This window comes from Hohaiivirga grylli, assembly GCF_039655745.1.
Classification (GTDB): domain Bacteria; phylum Pseudomonadota; class Alphaproteobacteria; order Rhizobiales; family Beijerinckiaceae; genus Hohaiivirga; species Hohaiivirga grylli.
This window is the reverse complement of the sequence record NZ_JBBYXI010000002.1, coordinates 416,943-434,875: the sequence shown is the minus strand read 5'-3', so window position 1 is coordinate 434,875 and position 17,933 is coordinate 416,943. Positions and strand designations below refer to the sequence as shown.

The following is a 17,933-nucleotide window of genomic DNA, read 5'->3' as shown; positions in this document are numbered from 1 at the left end:
CAACAATGACGACCTATCAGAGCGAAGATGAACGTATCCCAAATGCACCTACCGCTTATCAAGAATAAGGGACAATGTCCTCACCCATTGATTAAGCGGTCTGTGCCATATTGTCTTAGCCATTAGGGGCATCTGTCCGTAAAGTGTTATGCATCGTGCTTGGCGCACTCTCAAAAAACTTACGGATATTACGTGCAGCCTGACGAATGCGCTGTTCGTTCTCGACAAGAGCGATACGGACATAGTCATCCCCATGCTCGCCAAAACCGATACCCGGGGCAACAGCAACATCGGCCTTCTCGACCAGCAGCTTGGAGAATTCAAGGCTACCCAGATGGCGGAATGGCTCAGGAATACCAACCCATGCGAACATCGAAGCACTCGGAGATGGAATCTCCCAGCCCGCTGTCGCAAAAGATTCGATCAGGACATCACGGCGCTTGCGATAAATGCCACGCATTTCATTGATGCAGTCTTCCGGCCCGTTTAAGGCCGCCGTCGCGGCGACCTGAATTGGTGTATAGGCACCATAATCAAGGTAGGATTTCACACGGGCAAGAGCTGCCAGCAGGCGCTCGTTACCAACAGCAAAGCCCATACGCCACCCTGCCATGGAGAATGTCTTTGACATGGAGGTAAATTCAACGGTGACATCAATAGCACCCGGAATCTGCAGAACGGATGGTGGTGGCTCACCATCAAAATAAACTTCTGAGTAGGCCAGATCCGAGAGCAGAATGATTTCATGCTTCTTTGCGAAAGCAACAAGATCACGATAGAAATCAAGACTTGCAACATAAGCTGTCGGGTTTGACGGATAGCATACAACCAGCGCAATTGGCTTCGGAATAGAGTGCAGCATGGCACGCTCAGCCGAAACGAAGAAGTCTGGTGTTGGCTCAGCCGAGACGGAGCGGATAACGCCGCCCGCCATAAGGAAGCCGAATGCATGAATTGGGTAACTTGGGTTTGGAACCAGAACCACATCACCCGGTGCCGTAATGGCCTGTGCCATATTGGCAAAGCCTTCCTTGGAACCAAGGGTCGCGACAACCTGCGTATCTGGGTTGAGCTTTACACCAAAGCGGCGCTCATAATAGGCAGCCTGCGCACGGCGCAAACCTACAATGCCTTTGGATGCAGAGTAACGGTCTGTCCTTGGCTTTCCGGCTGTTTCAACCAGCTTCTGGATAACATGACGTGGAGCATCAAGATCAGGATTGCCCATCCCAAGGTCAATAATATCAGCCCCACCGGCTCGCGCGGCGGCCTTAATTCGATTCACTTGCTCGAATACATAAGGCGGCAAACGCTTGATACGGTGGAAATCCGACATTCTCTTCACTCCTGTAATTATTCGGATGGTCCTAAAGACATGATCTCAGATCAGTTGCTAGGAGCAGCGCTTTCACGCAGCACTGCTCGACCCTGAGCATCTGTTCTGTTACGGGCAGCATCAAGCTGTCCTTCGACAGCTTTTATCTGCTCTGGTGTCCGGGCTGGATATTTACGCGGCGGCTGTCTGATACCAACCGGGATATAATCCCCCTGCTCATAAGAGCGTGAAGCAACAACAAAATCGGGTGCTGGCGGAACCTTTGCTGCAGCTCCCATTGATGCAAATGTATCCCGAACCGGATTAACATCGTGGGAGCATCCTGCAACGGCAAACGCGCCGATTACGCAGGCCATCAAGAGAGCCGATCTGCGTACCATTTCCATTTTCGTTTCACCTGACGAGCCTCTCCTGTACAACAGGCAGGCATCTTTAGAGATTAGACACGCTTTGTCCATAAACGGATTTAGGCAGGGATGCTACAGCTATCCCCTATTTTCTTTAGATAATAAGCAGAAGAAATGATATTTTTTACAGGTATAACAACATATCAGGCATTCTGGCTGTATATGCGACTTTAGTCACATGTGTTTTCTGTCATAAATTGACGTATGATTTTAAGAGCTTGATATTAAAATTATAGGACAGCTGAGTCCTCTTACAATTCTTCCATTATCTTCAAAATCTTAACGGAGATATCTCATGCGGTTTGTACGGTTTGGCCCTAGTGGTCAGGAGAAACCCGGTGTTCTGGATGCTCAAGGCGTTATCAGAGACATCTCTTCAATTGTTCACGATATTGATGGCAGGAGCCTTGCAGCTGGCCTGCAGAATACATTAGCAGAAACCGCACTTGAAACATTACCCGTTGTACCTGAGACAGAGCGTCTTGGCCCCTGCATCGGAAATATACGCAGTTTCATTGGCGTCGGGATGAATTATGCCGATCATGCTCTGGAAACAGGTGCTGCCATCCCGACCGAGCCCGTTCTGTTTAATAAAGCTCCCTCCTGCATCAATGGCCCGAATGACGACATCATTATCCCACGTCAGTCGCGTAAGACTGACTGGGAAGTAGAGCTGGCGATCGTCATCGGCAAACGTGCCTCCTATATCAGCAGCCTTGATGCACCATCTGTGATTGCCGGGTACTGTATCTGTAATGACCTGTCCGAGCGTGAGTTTCAGATGGAGCGTGGCGGAACATGGAACAAGGGTAAAAGCTGCCCGACGTTTGGTCCGCTGGGCCCATGGTTTGTCACCGCTGATGAAATCAAGGATACGCAGAAGCTTGATATGTGGCTTGATCTCAATGGCGAGCGCATGCAGACAGGCAATACCAGCACAATGATCTTCACTGTGCCCTATATCGTTTCCTATATCTCCCAGTTCATGATCCTTGAACCGGGTGACGTCATCACAACAGGCACCCCGCCCGGTGTCGGCATGGGCCAAAAGCCACAGCGCTTCCTCAAGCCCGGCGACAAACTCACCCTTGGCATTGAAGGGCTTGGTTCACAAAGTGCCAAAGTCATCGGCGCAGAGTAAGATAAAAAAGAAAAAGGAGAGCATTTGCTCTCCTTTTTCAATACAATTATTCCCCATCAGTCGGGTAGCGAATAATCTTTAAATTATACTTTGCTGCAATTCTTTTGGCTGCAGCAGGGTTCAGGCAACTTACTGCCTGCAAAGAACACTCTACATCACTCATATCAAATGTAGCAGACATTGGACCTGCTCCAGCAACCCCGAATTTGCGAGAGACGGCTATGGCACATAATTTATTCTTTGACTTTGAATAAACAACTTTAAATAGAGTGATGTCATCAGTATAGGTAGAGTTTCTCTTAAAACATCTCTCAAATTGTCCATAGGATGAAGCATCAACTATCTTTCTAAGTTCTTTCAAAGCAGGCCCAGGAGGCGGTGTATCAACCGCAATAACTCGACCGGTATTTTGAACACACCCTGCAAGCAAAATACCAGAAAGAATAATCATCATTCGTTTTTTCATATTTGCCCCCTTCATAAAATGCTACAAACCAAGCATCAGCCGCGCATTCTGCACCGCAGCACCAGAAGCGCCCTTACCTAAATTATCAAGGCGTGCAAGCAGGACAGCCTGATGTTTATCTGGATGACCGAACACACGAAGTTCCATCTGGTCCGTATTGTTAAGGGCCTCAGGTTCAAGTCTCGTTTCCGGCTTTTCGCCATTACGCGTTGAGATCACAGACACCTGACCACCATCCGGATAATAAGCACGCAAGGCCCCTTCCAGATCGACGGCCTTTGGCTGCCCCGGCAGCTTATCAAGATAGAGCGGAATACTGACCAGCATGCCCTGACGGAAATTACCGACAGATGGCACGAAAACCGGAGCCTGCTCCAACCCTGCATATGTGGTGATTTCAGGCAGATGCTTGTGATCAAAACCAAGTCCGTACAGCTCGAAAGCCGGAGCAGTCTTTGCTTCATAAGCCTCAATCATCGTGCGCCCGCCCCCACTATAGCCAGAGACAGCATTAATGGTGATTGGATAACCTGCATTGATCAATCCGGCCTTGATAAGAGGACGAAGCAGGCCAATAGCACCCGTGGGGTAACAGCCAGGATTGGCAACTTTTGCAGCTTTAGAAATAACATCCGCTTGCCCAGCATCCATTTCAGCAAAACCATAAACCCAGCCATCAGCCGTTCTATGTGCCGTTGAGGCATCCAGAATACGAGGCCCTGCTGCACCCATGGCTTCTACCATCGCCACCGTTTCTTTCGCCGCATCATCAGGCAAACAGAGAATGACAAGATCAACCTCGCCAAGCAGCTTTCTCTTGGCATCAGCATCTTTCCGCAAGGCAGGATCAATACTGCGGAGCTTCAGCCCCGGAATATTCTGAAGACGCCCTCTTATTCCAAGACCCGTTGTCCCGGCTTCACCATCAATAAAAACTGTCTTCATTATACTGCTCCAAAACAAGCACCAGTAAGTACTTGGACAAACTCATACACCATATGAAATAGATGATACATGTGATCACCCGTCACAATACATTAATTATGCCTTCTTACGCCACGGTGCATTAACTTCCCAATCTCCAGCCATAATACATCCGTAAGGCAGTACCTCATCAACAATTTCGGCAAGTTCGTACTCTTCAATTAAGCATCGAACGGTTAATGCATCTTTATAAGCACTTGGTAATTCAGAGATATCTGTAACACCACAGAAGAATCGTGCATCTATTCCGCGTGTCTCTTCTGCAAAAATTTCTGCATCACTGCGACCAGCTTTCAACTGCTTGTGTTCACGACGCGAAAAATTTCGGCCAGCTCCATGTGGTGAAAAACCTAAACCATGTGCAGCGTTCTTCCCTCGTGCAATTAATATTGGTTGAGCCATATTAAGTGGAATCAAAGTAAGATCTGTTGAATCATCAGCCCAGTTTGGAAATGCTGGCGTTGCGCCTTTACCATGATAAAAAAGCCCATCTGAGCGCCGAAACACAAAATTATGCTCATTCCAGAAACGATCGGAACACTTCGCATTAATACGTCGGGCTGCCATATCATGAATTGCGAAATGATTTTCCTTTGTCCATTGGCGAATAATTTGCAATGCCTCCCAGTAGAGATCACCTTCTGGTGTATCTGCTGGAATCCAAGCATTTTGAGATAGCGTTTTTGGAGATAGCTGCCGACGTACTTTATCAGCTATCCGCATTCCCTTCTTGTAGAGTAATGCGCCCGGCGAACGAGAACCATGATGGGTCACAAGAGCAGTTTCACCGCTTGATTTAAGCGTTCCAATAAATGCAAAGTGATTACCATCTCCTTGCGTAGCAAAGTGACGTATAGCAGGCTCTATAATATCATTCAAAAGAGCATTATTCTCAAACTGCCTTAAAACATTTTTGGATAATGAAATTTCACTCTCATATGCGCGTGCCATAGGTCCAAAATGGGTCACCGCATGAACAGCATCTAACAAAGCGGCAGGAGAAGCATTTGGGAAAACAGAAATGGCCATTGAACAGCAGATATCAGCAGAATGCATACCAGGATGAATAGCCTCTGATGCAACAACTCCCCCAACAGGTATCGTACCAAAAGGCCCTGCTGGACAAGCATCAGGCATAATTGCCCCAGATCGAATGATTGGTGTACGCATGAGCTCAGTCATGTGTTTAATTACGGCATCAACATTAGCTAACTCTGCTTCAGTTTCTGCCTTAATATTCACGAAAAATGGCTGTTCACCCTCTGCTCTTAATGCCTTAGGAGGAGCTGGTTCATACTTTCCGGCCTCATTAATGGCATCATCAAAACTCCCACCTTCCGATAAAATCTGATTAGCAGCATCTAACGCCTCTCGGAACCACTTTCCCTGTTTAAAGCCTGCAGCAATGAGCTCTTTGCCCGTGAACATTGTACTTTTCCTTACGCCACACTTACTTAGAAAATTTTCATTCACAATTCATAACAAATAAAAAGGGGCTGGAAATTCCAGCCCCTTTGATACGTAGTATTGTATATCGCAAGCTTAGCGCTTGGAGAACTGGAAAGAACGACGGGCCTTGGCCTTACCGTACTTCTTACGTTCAACAACACGGGAGTCACGGGTCAGGAAGCCCTCTTTCTTGAGTGGGCTGCGCAGCTCTGGCTCATAATATGTCAGAGCCTTAGCAAGACCGTGGCGTACAGCACCAGCCTGACCGGAGAGACCACCGCCAACAACAGTGGCAACGATGTCGTACTGGTCAACGCGGTTGGCAACCTGCAGCGGCTGAGAAAGGATCAGACGCAGAACCGGACGGGCGAAGTAAACTTCAACCGGACGATCGTTGATGATGACCTTACCCGAGCCTGGCTTAATCCAAACGCGAGCAATAGCGTCTTTACGCTTACCGGTTGCATAAGCGCGACCCTGAGCGTCAATTTTCTGAACGTGTACCGGAGCGTCCTGCTGCACGGCGGCGTCCTGGCCGATATCGGCAAGAGATTGCAATGTCGCCATAATCAGATGCTCACATTCTTGCGGTTGAGGGCTGCAACATCCAGAGCAACAGGCTGCTGTGCTTCATGTGGATGGGCTGCACCCTTATAAACACGGAGGTTACCCATAATCTGGCGGAAGAGCGGGCCACGTGGCAGCATACGCTCCACAGCCTTCTCAACAATACGCTCGGGGAAACGGCCTTCAAGGATGAACTTTGCAGAACGCTCCTTGATACCGCCTGGATAACCAGTGTGGTGATAGTAATTCTTCTGTTCACGCTTACGGCCGGTGAAAACCACCTTCTCCGCATTAATGACAATAACGTTATCGCCGCAATCAACGTGAGGAGTATAATTTGGCTTGTGCTTGCCACGCAGACGCATAGCAACGATAGAAGCAAGACGGCCCACAACGAGACCACTTGCGTCAATCACAATCCATTTTTTCTCAACGTCAGCGGGCTTCAGCGAAAAAGTCTTCATAACAGTTTTTCCGTTGAGCCATAGGCCCGAGCAAGATTGAAATGACAACCGCCGCGGCATGCGGCGGAAAGTGGTGTGTCTCTAACCTATGTCCGGCACCAGCGTCAAGTCATTTCTTCATTTTTTATCTTTACGAACCTCTTTAATATCAAGGGATTCAACAATAAGGTATATAGATACCATATGAATATATTTTGTTAAACAGACCCCTAGCCCGGATAATATTAGCAGAAAGGCTATTTGCCTTAAGATTATATTGCTCACGCACCCATTTGGCCCGAATATATAGTGTATTTTGAGGTCACCTTATGGACATGCACTCCCCGACTGAAATCCTTCAGACTGTTCGAAAAGATCAGGTATTGCTTGTCCGCCTTAATAATCCCAAGGCCCGCAATGCTCTGTCAGAAGAGATGATTGAGCTCATTACCTCGGTTCTTGAGGAAACAGCCCAATCAAAAGATATCCGGGCTGTTATTCTGGCAGCTTCCGGACCAGCTTTCTGTGCAGGGCATGACCTGAAAGGACTGACATCACATCGTCAAGACGATGATCAGGGGCATAATTATTTCTCGTATCTGCTTACGCTGTGCTCAGACATGATGCAGCGTATCGTAGAGCTCCCACAACCCGTTATTGCGGCCGTTGAAGGCATCGCCAGCGCTGCAGGTTGTCAGCTTGTTGCCTCATGTGATCTTGCCGTCGCAAGCCACTCCTCCCGTTTCTGTACGCCAGGCGTCAATATTGGCGTTTTCTGCTCAACACCCATGGTTGCATTATCGCGTAATCTGTCACGCAAACACGCAATGGAAATGCTGACACTGGGTGAAATGTTCAGCGCAGAAGATGCCCACCGCTTTGGGCTGATCAACCGCGTCGTTCCCGACGGACAGGCCGAAGCGGAAGCCCTTAACCTTGCGCAGATTATTGCAGACAAATCCCATGTTGCCTTGAAAATTGGCAAGAAGGCTTTCTACGAACAGCTGGAGAAACCGCAGCGTGAGGCCTATAGGTATGTTGTTGAAGTCATGGCAGAAAATATGATGCATCAACATGCAGAAGAAGGCATCAATGCCTTTATAGAAAAGCGCTCCCCCTGCTGGGATAAATAATAAAGCAGCACATTGGTGATAACTGTAGGCTGACCTCCATTTAATTCGCCTGTAGTCCCGACGCTCTCACGCTGACATATCGTTTTTAATAAAGAACGTCAATCACTCTAAAAAATCGCATTTTTTCAAACAAAATAATTTGACCAGGCATAACATATCTGATTATCATCGTTCTATATTAAGAACACATATCTAAATATCAGTCCATTATGACGGAGAAACGATGATGAGCAGTTCTCAACTAGGTTTCAATACACTTGCTGTTCACGCCGGAGCCGCACCAGACCCAACAACGGGTGCCCGCACAACCCCGATCTATCAAACAGCATCTTTTGTTTTTAATGACGTTGAGCACGCAGCCTCTCTTTTTGGGCTTCAGGCAGCAGGTAATATCTATACACGTCTGACCAACCCAACCAATGCCGTTTTAGAGGAACGTGTTGCAGCTCTTGAAGGCGGAACCGCTGCTCTTTCTGTTGCTTCTGGGCATGCAGCGCAGTTCCTTGCCTTCCATAGTCTTCTTCAGCCCGGAGATGAGTTTATTGCCTCGCGAAAACTTTATGGCGGCTCAATCAATCAGTTCGGCAATTCCTTTAAGAGCTTTGGCTGGAAAGTTGTCTGGGCGGATTCTGATGCCCCGGAAAGTTTCGAAAAAGCAATAACGCCAAAAACAAAAGCAATTTTTGTTGAATCTATTGCCAATCCTGGCGGCGTCATCACAGACCTTAAAGCCATCTCAGAAATCGCTCAGCGCCATAAGCTTCCTTTCATCGTCGATAATACTCTGGCAACCCCTTATCTTGTTCGCCCTTTCGAACATGGCGCAGATATTATCGTCCATTCCGCAACAAAATTCCTTGGTGGCCATGGCAACTCACTTGGCGGCATTATCGTTGATGGCGGAACATTCCAATGGACAGGAGACAGCCGTTACCCTCAACTCTCCCAGCCAAAAGCAGAATACAACGGACTTGTTTTTGCTGAAACCTTTGGGAATGTTGCCTTCGCACTTGCCTGCCGCGCCCTTGGCCTTCGTGATCTTGGCCCTGCTCTCTCACCATTCAATGCCTTCCAGATATTGACCGGCATTGAAACCCTGCCATTAAGAATGCAGCGACATTCTGATAATGCTCTCGCAACGGCAGAGTTTCTGGCAAAGCACCCTAAAATTGAATGGGTCAGCTATCCGGGGCTGGAAGGTGACAAATATCATGCCCTTGCCAAACAATATTGCCCCAAAGGCGCCGGAGCCGTTTTCACCATCGGCTTGAAGGGCGGTTATGATGCAGGGGTCAAGCTTGTCTCCAACCTCAAACTGTTCTCCCATCTGGCGAATATCGGGGATACCCGTTCTCTGATTATCCATCCCGCCTCGACAACCCATAAGCAGCTCTCTCCTGAGCAGCTCAGAGAAGCGGGAGCCGGGCCAGAGGTTGTCCGCCTCTCCATCGGTATTGAAGATGTCGCGGACCTCATTGCTGATCTTGATCAGGCATTGAATAGCTAAAAAAGACCTGAGATCTTCTGTTGGTTCAAAGAACAGAAGATCTCTTTATCTGAAGAGAAAAAGTATGATAGGCGCAGGCAACCAAAACCAACATAGCTAGAATCTGGTGGGCAAGCCCTGCCCAGAGCGGAACCGCCAGCAGCAGTGTCAGGATACCCAGAGCAGCCTGAACCAGGATCAGTCCAGCAACTAGCAGAGCCCGACGTGCAGTGGGTGTTGCAGGCATCCTGATATTGACAAATACACTATAGATACCAGCAACAATCACCACGCAATAAGCAAACATTCGGTGCTGGAACTGCACCATCGTCACATTATCAAAGAAGTTTTCATACCATGGGGACGTCATGAAAAGATATTTGGCAGGTGGAATGAAGTCTCCATCCATGAGCGGCCAGGTATTATAAGTCAGCCCCGCTTTGGAGCCCGCAACAAGTGCCCCCAAAGCAATCTGGACAAAAACCATCAGAAAGATGAGCCATGCTCCCCACCTGATACATTTTGGGGAGCTGATATTTTGAGACTGGCTGAGCCTTTGTGCAATGAATGTCAGGCTTGCCAGGATCAGTGTCGCAACAATGAGATGCAGCATTAGCTTAACGGGCGCGACAGCAATCATTCCCGGTTTTAAGCCCGAAGCAACCATGATCCAGCCAACCATTGCCTGTAAAGCCCCTAACAGGCACAAGCCAACCAGCCCAAGAATGAGCCATCCAGAGACTTGCTTACGGAACCAGCCAAAGACTAGAACCAAGAACGGAATGACAAAAACAAGCCCCATTAAACGCCCGAACTGGCGATGCCCCCACTCCCACCAGTAAATTGATTTGAACTCAGCCAAGCTCATACCAGTATTTAAAAGCTCATACTGTGGGCTCTGTCGGTATTTTTCAAATTCACTGAGCCAACTGCTCTCTGACAGTGGTGGGATAGCGCCTGTCAGAGGTTTCCATTCCGTAATTGAAAGACCAGAACCTGTCAGCCTTGTCGCCCCACCAATAGCAACCATGATGATGACGCAGATAATGAGAAGCCAAATCCAGCTCTTGCCCCAAGACGGCGCACTCCAAGGCGGAGCGCTGAGCTGTTTTCGTGAATAGCTGGAATTTAAAGCGTCCACCCAAATCTCCTCATGGGAAGCCTTTTATAAAACTAGGTCTCGCATATTATTTTAAAACACGCCATCATCCGATATTCCGATCAAATCGGGCTGGCTCTATACGCTTTGACAGTTTAAAGAAAAGTCAGATTGGCTTACATGTAAAATAGGCTTATCAAGCTTTGCCGTTTACTCAAGAAAAGTGGTTCATTCATGAAAAGGCGCACGCGTAAACTTCTCGGTACGATCATTATTCTGATCTACGCAATCATTTATGCGCTCCTTGCAATGGCTCTTGCCGATAGCCGCATTTCAGAAGAAGGCTTAGTGATAAAAATCATCTTCTATATTGTCATCGGCCTGGCCTGGATTCTGCCTCTCATGCCCCTCATCAAATGGATGGAGCGTCCGGACAAAACCTGATCCAATAAAAAAGGCGGGAAGTTTCCCGCCTTGTTCTTAATTATGAGATCAGTCACAGACTTCAACATCTCTGACACGGTAGCCCCATCCATCAACCCAGACGCGACGCGGGACAATACGGCATTCTTCATAGACAACACCACCATTGCCTGATGCAATAGCAGCTCCAAGGGCCAGGCCACCCAAAACACCAACGGCAGCAGCGCCACCATCATCGTAATAAGCACGGGGCCCGTTATAGTAGCGACGGCGTGGGCCATCGTAATAATAACCCGGACGTGGGCCATGAGGGCGATAACCTGGGCCAGGACGATGTCCCGGACCGGGGCGATAGCCATGGTCTGGACGATAGCCATTACCTGGACGACCTGGGCGACCACCACGTGGTGGCTGGACAGACGGACGGCCAGGCGCAACATTCGGACGTGGCGCAACATTAGGCCTTACAGTGCCAACAGGTCCCCGTTCCTTCGGAATGGGCTGCGCATTAACCGCTGCGCCGGCAAGAACGCTCGTTGCAAGGGCAAAGGAAGCAATCATCCCTAAAACGATATTCTTTTTCATAACCAAAACCTCTTCATAGCGCCCTGCTCTTATGAAGAATCAACAAAGCATCGACGACATTACAGTTTGAATCTAACGCAAGAAATCTGTCAGTTTCCTGAACAAAAAGCAGAGACACTGATGAGATGTATGGCCTCACACATTAGCTTCTTAATTATCTCAAATAGGGTTTTGGTCTTAACAGACAATAAAAAAATGCCGACGCTCATAAAACGTCGGCACATATTTTATTCAATTATCGTGGAAATTATTCGAGTTCGATAGAACCAACTTCCAGACCCTTACGGCCTTCGACAATCTTCACGCGAACGCGCTGACCTTCCATCAGGCTAGCAAGACCGGCATCACCAAGAACTGTACGGTGTACGAACAGATCTTTGCTTTCGCCTTCAACTGCAACGAAGCCAAAGCCCTTTGTTGCATCATACCACTTGACGATACCAGAAGCTTCTGGAGCATCTGTGAGGTCTCGCTCGATTGGCTGACGTGGAGCAAAGCCACCACCCTGAGGGCCACGACGTGGAGCACCACCGCCGAAACCGCCACCAGCACCACGCGGAGCAGCTGGTTCAGCTGTGCTGGCGTCAACGCTCAACACTTCGGTAACCTGAGCACCCTTCTGGCCCTGCCCGACACGGACAACCAGTGTTGTGCCCGGATCAAGTGTATTAACACCGGCGGATTCAACAGCGCGGATGTGAATGAAAGCTTCACCAGATCCATCTGTCATTTCGACAAAGCCGAAGCCCTTGTCTCCATTGAACCACTTGACCTTCGCTTCTGTTTCCGGTCCGGATTCTACAGGGGCGCGTCCACCAGGGGCAGGCCTACGTTCGAATGCGGGGCGAGGAGGTGTGTAATCTCCCCACGGATCATTTTGCGGAAAATCATTATTGCCAAAACCGCCACGACGGCGGTCACCGCGATCACGGTAATCGTTGCCACGTCCCATCTAAACTCGTCTCTATGATAGATGTCAGGTAAAAAAGACTGGACCCATAGGCACAACCAGAAAAACTCTGCTGTCCCACCTCTGTAACAATGTGAGAAGGTTTTGAAAAAACAGCTCCATCGGCCAAAATGGCCGTTGGGAAACCACTGTTAAATTCAAGACGTAGCATCAAACACGTCCAATCAATAAAGAAATCCCAATCATCATTGATTAGGATGGTCGGAGCGGCGGGATTTGAACCCACGACCCCTAGTCCCCCAGACTAGTGCGCTAACCGGGCTGCGCTACGCTCCGACACCTCAAAAGGCTTGGTAGCTATAGCCTTGCCAAAAGCTAATGGCAAGCGCGTTTTTCATTATAGGAAGAGAACAGAAATATAGAATTTTCTGGGCTGATAAATAGATAACCCAACTAATTCAAAACACTTAACCCGAATAATAATTCATAATCCGGCAGAAAAAACATAAAACGGGTTATCGTTAAAACTTTTTAGAAGTTAAATTTTCATATTCTGAGCCGAAACATAGCTAATTATAACCTTAATTACATATAGGCCCTGCCTGACATTATGTGCCGAGCTTATCTAAAATACGTACTTATTCCTTTCTGATGTCATCAGAGAAGTTCAACACTCTCATGTCTGATATGCCTGTACTCATCAGAAAATCCCTATTATGTAAGGATAGCTGTAAAACTTGAGTTATTGGGCAAACTGAAATTATGAAAAAAATACTTTATCTGTTTTCCGCTTTTAGCCTTATCTGCTCCATTCATCTCGTTTCTGCAGCTGAGCCTTCAGTACAGGCGACCGTTATTGAGAATGAGCAGCTTGCCCTTCAGTTCAGACAGATGGAGAATATTGCAAAACCTCTGTTTTTAAAGAACGTATTTTGCGCTTTTCAGGGCAATGGCCTTCAGGCGGATGGCAATCCATTGCTTAAAAATTCTTTCGCAATGACATGCTGGAATAATGAAAACGGCATTTTGCTTGGTCATACATCAGCTAGTGAAGGCATTCGTTTTCCAGAGCAATGTGCCGCGGATTTAAAAACAGATTTACCAGCTGATAGTCTTTTAAAAGACAAGAACAAGTGCCGGTTCAATCTTGAGTTTGAAATGGCAGGCTTACTGCCAACACAATCAGAATCCAAACATGGCCTTAAGGTACCACCTGTCATTTTAACAGGGCAGCTTATTAAACTGGATGCTGAAACAGATTCGAAGCAAAGCAGCCTTGCTGATTTCTCCCATAAGCTCGCTGAGCAGGATAATATACTGAAGACTTTATTTCAGCCCATAAAAGTGAACCGCATTGAATGTCTGTCAAAACAGACGCTGATTTTATGCACGAAGCAAACACCACAGGATACCGTTCAGATTGTTGCGAAACAACCGGACGCACAAAATAGCATTTTAGAAAAATGCACTCAGAAACGTATGAATATAGATACGGTTTCCCCCTGCCGCTTAAATTTAACTTTTACGGTCCGTTCTCTCAAAAAGATTGCTGTCACAAATTCTCTGGTCCAACCTAAAGTATCTTTGACCAACTCATTTTATATCGTTGCAGACGATGTAAGCATTGAAAACTATTAGTTTAATTGGCAAACAAGTCGATGGAGAAATGTCATATACCTGTAAGTCGGTTTGACATTTTTCTTTGATTTTATTAGATAAACCCATCTTTTATGAATGATAGCACAGCTATCTTGCAGAGGTTTTTATGTTGGAGAATGCGGGAGTCCGATAACCGTACCCTTCGTTAAACAGGGATCAGGTTATCGATGCACGTAAAGCGCAACAAGCATCCATAGATGCTTGGTTTTGCATGTCTGATTACTGCATTCGGATTTCCAACATGAATATATCCAAGTCAGAACAGAAGGTTCTGCATGTCTTGGCCAAAGGTGGCCATATTACACATTTCCGTAACACGTCAGGGCGCATTCACACAATCGAATGCTATACCCGTGAAGGTTTTATTCTGACAGACTGTACTCTTTCAGTTTTTACCAAACTCAAGAGCAAACGTCTCATCATGTCAAAGAATGGCAAACCTTACCAAATAACGGAAACAGGACGTAAATCAGTACGTTCACAACTGGACAACCGATAAATGATAAGCCCCGGCTCAGCTTTAGGCCGGGGCTTTTTTGACAGGTATCCAGCATCCACTCTCTTAGTAAAAAGTGCATACATCACTTATCCTGCTTGTCTCTCACTTTCATCTTGGGTAAAGCAGGCTCATCAGTTTGACAGTGCAGCCTATGCCTAGAAGTTAAAGCTTCCGGCGGCTGCTTTTTTTCTTTTTCGGGGTTCAAAATGGCTGAGACAAGTCACAGCAAAACAGGGGCAGAGAATAAAGGCTTACTGGAAAAGCTTTTCCGTGTACGGGAACGTCAATCTTCTCCGCAGATTGAAATCATTGCCGGTATCACATCATTTCTGGCAGCGGCCTACCTGCTGGTTGTCATCCCTTCCCTGCTGTCGGCTGGCGGGATGGATCGCGGCGCAGCAACAACGGCAACAATCATTGTCTTCGTTCTGGGCTGTCTGTTCATGGCACTCTATGCCAATCTGCCATTTCTGGTTGGCCCGGGTATTGGTGGTTCCGTTATAGTTGGTACAACCCTTGCCCTCAATGAAGGCGTTCCGTGGCAGATAGGCGTCGGTGTTGCCTTCTGGTCAGGTCTTCTCTTCCTTGCTCTGACAATCTTGGGAATGCGTGAAGTCATTACCCGTATGGTACCGGCACAAATCAAACTGGCCCTTGGAGCTGCTATTGGTCTGTTTATTGCGGTATTGGGCTTTCGTAATGCCGGACTTGTTGCCGTTAATGCCAAAAGTCAGGCTTTAATGCTTGGCAGCTTTACATCACCGGATGCAATTGTCGCTCTTTGCGGCCTGTTTATTGGTATCGGTCTGCATGCCCGTAAAGTACCGGGAGCCATACTCTGGGCAATCTTAACTGCAACCCTGATTGGTGTCCCCCTAGGCGTCACCAAACTGCCGGAAAGTTTCTTCGGACTGCCCCACTCTATGGATGCCGTTGCTTTCCATATTGATATTCTCGGCGCTATCGACATTGTCCACTTCCCGTACCTGTTTGCCTTCTTTGCATCAGAATTTTTCTCCACAATGGGCACAACACTGGCCGTTGGCGGAAAAGCTGGTCTGGTTGATGAACATGGCAACATGGAAAACATCAATCGCCCATTCATTGTCGATTCAACAGCTGCAATGCTTGGCCCGATTATTGGTATTCCGGCAGCCACAGCACTGGTTGAATCAGCAGCTGGTGTTGAAGGTGGCGGACGCACAGGCCTGACGGCAGCCGCTGCGGCTATCATGTTCTTCCTGATGCTGTTGTTTACACCTGTTGCCTTGATGATTCCGAAAGCTGCAACGGCACCTGCCCTTATTCTGGTCGGCACCTCCATGTTCGGAGCCATCCGTAAAGTTGATCTTGATAACTTTACAGATGGTCTTTCCGCACTGTTCATGGTTCTTCTGACACTGATCTCCAACAGTTTTGGTACAGGTATTGCCGGTGGTCTGCTATTCTATGTCATCATCAAGCTGGTTTCCGGCCAGCATCGTGATGTCCCGGTTGGCATGTATCTGATGACCATTCCACTGGCTTATTATTTCTATACTGTGGTTGGCGTACATTAAGGGTAGAACCATGACAGAGATCACTGCCCAAAGCAGAGCCCGCGCGGTCAAAGCAGCACAAGGCCTTGAGCCTTTCGATCTTCTGCTGACCAATGCCACGTTGGTTGATGTCGCAACAGCAGAGCTTCGTGCAGCAGACGTCGGCATCATTGATAATATGATTGCCAGCGTCCACCCGCAGGGCACCCGACAGGATGCCAAAGAAGTTGTCGATCTGACTGGGCGCTTTCTGGCTCCGGGCCTCATAGACATGCATGTGCACTTTGAAAGCTCGCACATGACCCCTGCAAACTACGCATCGGTTATCGTACCTCAAGGAACGACAACCATCATGTGTGACCCACATGAGCTTGCCAACGTATTTGGTATGGATGGCGTCCGCTATGGCATTGAAGCCAGCAAAGGCTTGCCATTACGAATCCTCTTTACAGCACCTTCAAGTATCCCCTCGACGGAAGGACTTGAAACTTCCGGTGCCTATTTCTCCGGTAAGGAGATGGAGGAAATGCTGAGCTGGCCAGAAGTGGTTGGTGTTGCAGAAGTCATGGATATGAAAGGTGTTCTTGCCGGCTCAAAGCGCATGACTGAAATCGTCGCGGCAGGCATCAAAGCCAACAAGCTTGTTGAAGGCCACGCCCGTGGTCTGAAAGGCCCTGAACTTCAGGCCTATCTTGCTGCAGGTGTGACTTCCGACCATGAGCTCACCTCTGCGGAAGACTTTCTTGAAAAGCTGCGCTCCGGCCTTTCCATCGAAATTCGCGGCTCTCATGACTATCTTCTGCCGGATATTGTCAAGGCTCTGAATGAACTGCCCTTTGCATCCTCACAGATTTCCATCTGTACAGATGATGTCTTCCCGGATGATCTGGTTAGCAAAGGGGGGATTTGCGATGTGCTGCGCCGGCTTATTCAATACGGCCTTGACCCGGTCACAGCTATTCGCTTCGCAACACTGAATGCCTCTTATCGTCTGCGCCGGACAGACATCGGTCTGATCTCAGCTGGCCGCATTGCAGATATCGTTGTCTTGTCTGACCTCCAGACGATGAAGATCAATACAGTCTATGCTTCCGGCAAGATTGTTCCTAAAGGTGTAAAGATAGCCTCCCCCCCTGTTTCCAACATGGAGGCCATTTCACATTCAATGAAGGTGCGGCCTCTCACCCTTGAAGATTTTGAAGTACGTGTACCCAATGTAGCAGATGGCATTCACCGTCTGCGTGCTATTCATGGTGCTCGCTTTACCGAATGGCATGAGGCTGACCTTGAGGTCAAAAATGGCTTTGCTGTTCTGCCTGATGCTTACAATCGCCTGTTCATTATGAACCGTCACGGAAAGCCTGATGCACAGCCACAATGCGCTCTGCTTGGCGACTGGGGCACTATGACAGGCGCTCTGGCAACATCCTATTCGCATGACTCTCATAATCTGGTCGTACTTGGTAAGGACCCGAAAGAGATGCTGCTGGCTGCCAATTCACTTATTGAAATGGGCGGTGGCGTCTGTGTCGTAAAAAATGGTAGGGTCATCGCATCTATTGCCCTGCCAATAGCAGGTATGATTTCAGAAGAAGACCCGGAAATAATTCGCCAGAACTACAATACGGTCAAGGCTGCAACAGATACGATCATGGAGTGGAAGCCCCCCTATCGCGTCTTTAAAGCGATTGAAGGTATCAGCCTTGCCTGCAATGCTGGCCCACATCTGACCGACCTCGGCTTAACGGATGGCGGGACAAAAGAAATCCTGCCGATATTGGCATCTCAGCCAGCTATACCTGTATAAA

Annotated in this window: 18 protein-coding genes and 1 tRNA gene; 8 read left to right on the top strand and 11 right to left on the bottom strand. The window is 48.1% G+C overall.

From position 1 onward, the window contains the following. Positions 1–115: 115 nt before the first annotated feature. Both WJT86_RS06370 and WJT86_RS06365 read right to left on the bottom strand, forming a co-directional pair. A complete protein-coding gene (locus WJT86_RS06370) occupies positions 116–1,336 on the bottom strand; it encodes an LL-diaminopimelate aminotransferase (RefSeq protein ID WP_346336688.1) in 1,221 nt (406 codons plus the stop codon). A 50-nt stretch (positions 1,337–1,386) separates the two neighbouring features. Further along, entirely contained in the window at positions 1,387–1,716 is a 330-nt protein-coding gene (locus WJT86_RS06365; RefSeq protein WP_346336687.1) for a hypothetical protein, read from the bottom strand. A 322-nt stretch (positions 1,717–2,038) separates the two neighbouring features. Between WJT86_RS06365 and WJT86_RS06360 the strand changes: the two genes are divergently transcribed. After that, the gene (locus tag WJT86_RS06360) at positions 2,039–2,884 is read left to right on the top strand and encodes a fumarylacetoacetate hydrolase family protein (protein WP_346336686.1); all 846 of its coding nucleotides are present in this window, start codon (positions 2,039–2,041) and stop codon (positions 2,882–2,884) included. Between the two features lie 46 nt (positions 2,885–2,930). On the opposite strand, the gene WJT86_RS06355 is transcribed toward WJT86_RS06360, so the two are convergent. From WJT86_RS06355 to rplM, 5 genes are all read right to left on the bottom strand, one after another. Further along, entirely contained in the window at positions 2,931–3,350 is a 420-nt protein-coding gene (locus WJT86_RS06355; RefSeq protein ID WP_346336685.1) for a hypothetical protein, read from the bottom strand. A 21-nt stretch (positions 3,351–3,371) separates the two neighbouring features. Then, the gene (gene argC / locus WJT86_RS06350; protein ID WP_346336684.1) at positions 3,372–4,295 is read right to left on the bottom strand and encodes an N-acetyl-gamma-glutamyl-phosphate reductase; all 924 of its coding nucleotides are present in this window, start codon (positions 4,293–4,295) and stop codon (positions 3,372–3,374) included. Between the two features lie 96 nt (positions 4,296–4,391). Then, positions 4,392–5,762, bottom strand: a complete 1,371-nt coding sequence (locus WJT86_RS06345; RefSeq protein ID WP_346336683.1) for an RtcB family protein — start codon at positions 5,760–5,762, stop codon at positions 4,392–4,394. Positions 5,763–5,876: 114 nt separating this feature from the next. After that, entirely contained in the window at positions 5,877–6,350 is a 474-nt protein-coding gene (gene rpsI / locus WJT86_RS06340) for a 30S ribosomal protein S9 (protein WP_346336682.1), read from the bottom strand. A 2-nt stretch (positions 6,351–6,352) separates the two neighbouring features. Continuing rightward, on the bottom strand, positions 6,353–6,814 hold the full coding sequence (rplM, locus tag WJT86_RS06335; protein ID WP_346336681.1) for a 50S ribosomal protein L13: 462 nt from the start codon (positions 6,812–6,814) through the stop codon (positions 6,353–6,355). A gap of 308 nt (positions 6,815–7,122) precedes the next feature. Between rplM and WJT86_RS06330 the strand changes: the two genes are divergently transcribed. Together WJT86_RS06330 and WJT86_RS06325 are read left to right on the top strand one after the other, a co-directional pair. Then, positions 7,123–7,926: an enoyl-CoA hydratase gene (locus tag WJT86_RS06330; RefSeq protein ID WP_346336680.1), complete on the top strand. Its 804-nt coding sequence runs from the start codon at positions 7,123–7,125 to the stop codon at positions 7,924–7,926. 226 nt (positions 7,927–8,152) lie between these two features. Further along, positions 8,153–9,433, top strand: coding sequence for an O-acetylhomoserine aminocarboxypropyltransferase (locus WJT86_RS06325; protein ID WP_346337057.1), 1,281 nt, complete (start codon positions 8,153–8,155; stop codon positions 9,431–9,433). A 25-nt stretch (positions 9,434–9,458) separates the two neighbouring features. On the opposite strand, the gene WJT86_RS06320 is transcribed toward WJT86_RS06325, so the two are convergent. Continuing rightward, positions 9,459–10,553, bottom strand: a complete 1,095-nt coding sequence (locus tag WJT86_RS06320) for a COX15/CtaA family protein (RefSeq protein ID WP_346336679.1) — start codon at positions 10,551–10,553, stop codon at positions 9,459–9,461. A 192-nt stretch (positions 10,554–10,745) separates the two neighbouring features. Between WJT86_RS06320 and WJT86_RS06315 the strand changes: the two genes are divergently transcribed. Continuing rightward, positions 10,746–10,955 carry a DUF2842 domain-containing protein gene (locus WJT86_RS06315; protein ID WP_346336678.1) on the top strand — a complete coding sequence of 70 codons (210 nt, stop codon included), beginning with the start codon at positions 10,746–10,748 and terminating at the stop codon, positions 10,953–10,955. A 48-nt stretch (positions 10,956–11,003) separates the two neighbouring features. Here the strand turns inward: WJT86_RS06315 and WJT86_RS06310 are convergent, their stop codons facing one another. The 3 genes from WJT86_RS06310 to WJT86_RS06300 form a co-directional block, all read right to left on the bottom strand. After that, complete coding sequence (locus WJT86_RS06310) at positions 11,004–11,519, bottom strand: hypothetical protein (protein WP_346336677.1); 516 nt, start codon at positions 11,517–11,519, stop codon at positions 11,004–11,006. Positions 11,520–11,766: 247 nt separating this feature from the next. Further along, positions 11,767–12,471, bottom strand: coding sequence for a cold-shock protein (locus WJT86_RS06305; protein WP_346336676.1), 705 nt, complete (start codon positions 12,469–12,471; stop codon positions 11,767–11,769). 216 nt (positions 12,472–12,687) lie between these two features. Further along, positions 12,688–12,765 (bottom strand) — tRNA-Pro (locus tag WJT86_RS06300). Between the two features lie 555 nt (positions 12,766–13,320). Here WJT86_RS06300 and WJT86_RS06295 point away from each other — a divergent pair. The 4 genes from WJT86_RS06295 to WJT86_RS06280 all read left to right on the top strand — a co-directional run bounded on the left by WJT86_RS06295 (position 13,321) and on the right by WJT86_RS06280 (position 17,932). Continuing rightward, entirely contained in the window at positions 13,321–14,067 is a 747-nt protein-coding gene (locus WJT86_RS06295) for a hypothetical protein (RefSeq protein ID WP_346336675.1), read from the top strand. A 262-nt stretch (positions 14,068–14,329) separates the two neighbouring features. Next, on the top strand, positions 14,330–14,587 hold the full coding sequence (locus WJT86_RS06290; RefSeq protein ID WP_346336674.1) for a YjhX family toxin: 258 nt from the start codon (positions 14,330–14,332) through the stop codon (positions 14,585–14,587). A 206-nt stretch (positions 14,588–14,793) separates the two neighbouring features. Beyond that, a complete protein-coding gene (locus WJT86_RS06285) occupies positions 14,794–16,146 on the top strand; it encodes an NCS2 family permease (protein ID WP_346336673.1) in 1,353 nt (450 codons plus the stop codon). A 10-nt stretch (positions 16,147–16,156) separates the two neighbouring features. Beyond that, a complete protein-coding gene (locus WJT86_RS06280; RefSeq protein ID WP_346336672.1) occupies positions 16,157–17,932 on the top strand; it encodes an adenine deaminase in 1,776 nt (591 codons plus the stop codon). Position 17,933 lies beyond the last annotated feature (1 nt).

What these genes read in the sequence shown, in the direction of transcription:
- WJT86_RS06305 (WP_346336676.1), bottom strand. Translation starts at nt 12,471, where the DNA reads ATGGGACGTGGCAACGATTACCGTGATCGCGGTGACCGCCGTCGTGGC.
- WJT86_RS06360 (WP_346336686.1), top strand. Translation starts at nt 2,039, where the DNA reads ATGCGGTTTGTACGGTTTGGCCCTAGTGGTCAGGAGAAACCCGGTGTT.
- WJT86_RS06295 (WP_346336675.1), top strand. Translation starts at nt 13,321, where the DNA reads ATGGAGAATATTGCAAAACCTCTGTTTTTAAAGAACGTATTTTGCGCT.
- WJT86_RS06330 (WP_346336680.1), top strand. Translation starts at nt 7,123, where the DNA reads ATGGACATGCACTCCCCGACTGAAATCCTTCAGACTGTTCGAAAAGAT.
- WJT86_RS06370 (WP_346336688.1), bottom strand. Translation starts at nt 1,336, where the DNA reads ATGTCGGATTTCCACCGTATCAAGCGTTTGCCGCCTTATGTATTCGAG.
- WJT86_RS06345 (WP_346336683.1), bottom strand. Translation starts at nt 5,762, where the DNA reads ATGTTCACGGGCAAAGAGCTCATTGCTGCAGGCTTTAAACAGGGAAAG.
- WJT86_RS06290 (WP_346336674.1), top strand. Translation starts at nt 14,330, where the DNA reads ATGAATATATCCAAGTCAGAACAGAAGGTTCTGCATGTCTTGGCCAAA.
- WJT86_RS06285 (WP_346336673.1), top strand. Translation starts at nt 14,794, where the DNA reads ATGGCTGAGACAAGTCACAGCAAAACAGGGGCAGAGAATAAAGGCTTA.
- WJT86_RS06325 (WP_346337057.1), top strand. Translation starts at nt 8,153, where the DNA reads ATGAGCAGTTCTCAACTAGGTTTCAATACACTTGCTGTTCACGCCGGA.
- argC (WP_346336684.1), bottom strand. Translation starts at nt 4,295, where the DNA reads ATGAAGACAGTTTTTATTGATGGTGAAGCCGGGACAACGGGTCTTGGA.
- WJT86_RS06280 (WP_346336672.1), top strand. Translation starts at nt 16,157, where the DNA reads ATGACAGAGATCACTGCCCAAAGCAGAGCCCGCGCGGTCAAAGCAGCA.
- rpsI (WP_346336682.1), bottom strand. Translation starts at nt 6,350, where the DNA reads ATGGCGACATTGCAATCTCTTGCCGATATCGGCCAGGACGCCGCCGTG.
- WJT86_RS06365 (WP_346336687.1), bottom strand. Translation starts at nt 1,716, where the DNA reads ATGGTACGCAGATCGGCTCTCTTGATGGCCTGCGTAATCGGCGCGTTT.
- rplM (WP_346336681.1), bottom strand. Translation starts at nt 6,814, where the DNA reads ATGAAGACTTTTTCGCTGAAGCCCGCTGACGTTGAGAAAAAATGGATT.
- WJT86_RS06310 (WP_346336677.1), bottom strand. Translation starts at nt 11,519, where the DNA reads ATGAAAAAGAATATCGTTTTAGGGATGATTGCTTCCTTTGCCCTTGCA.
- WJT86_RS06315 (WP_346336678.1), top strand. Translation starts at nt 10,746, where the DNA reads ATGAAAAGGCGCACGCGTAAACTTCTCGGTACGATCATTATTCTGATC.
- WJT86_RS06355 (WP_346336685.1), bottom strand. Translation starts at nt 3,350, where the DNA reads ATGAAAAAACGAATGATGATTATTCTTTCTGGTATTTTGCTTGCAGGG.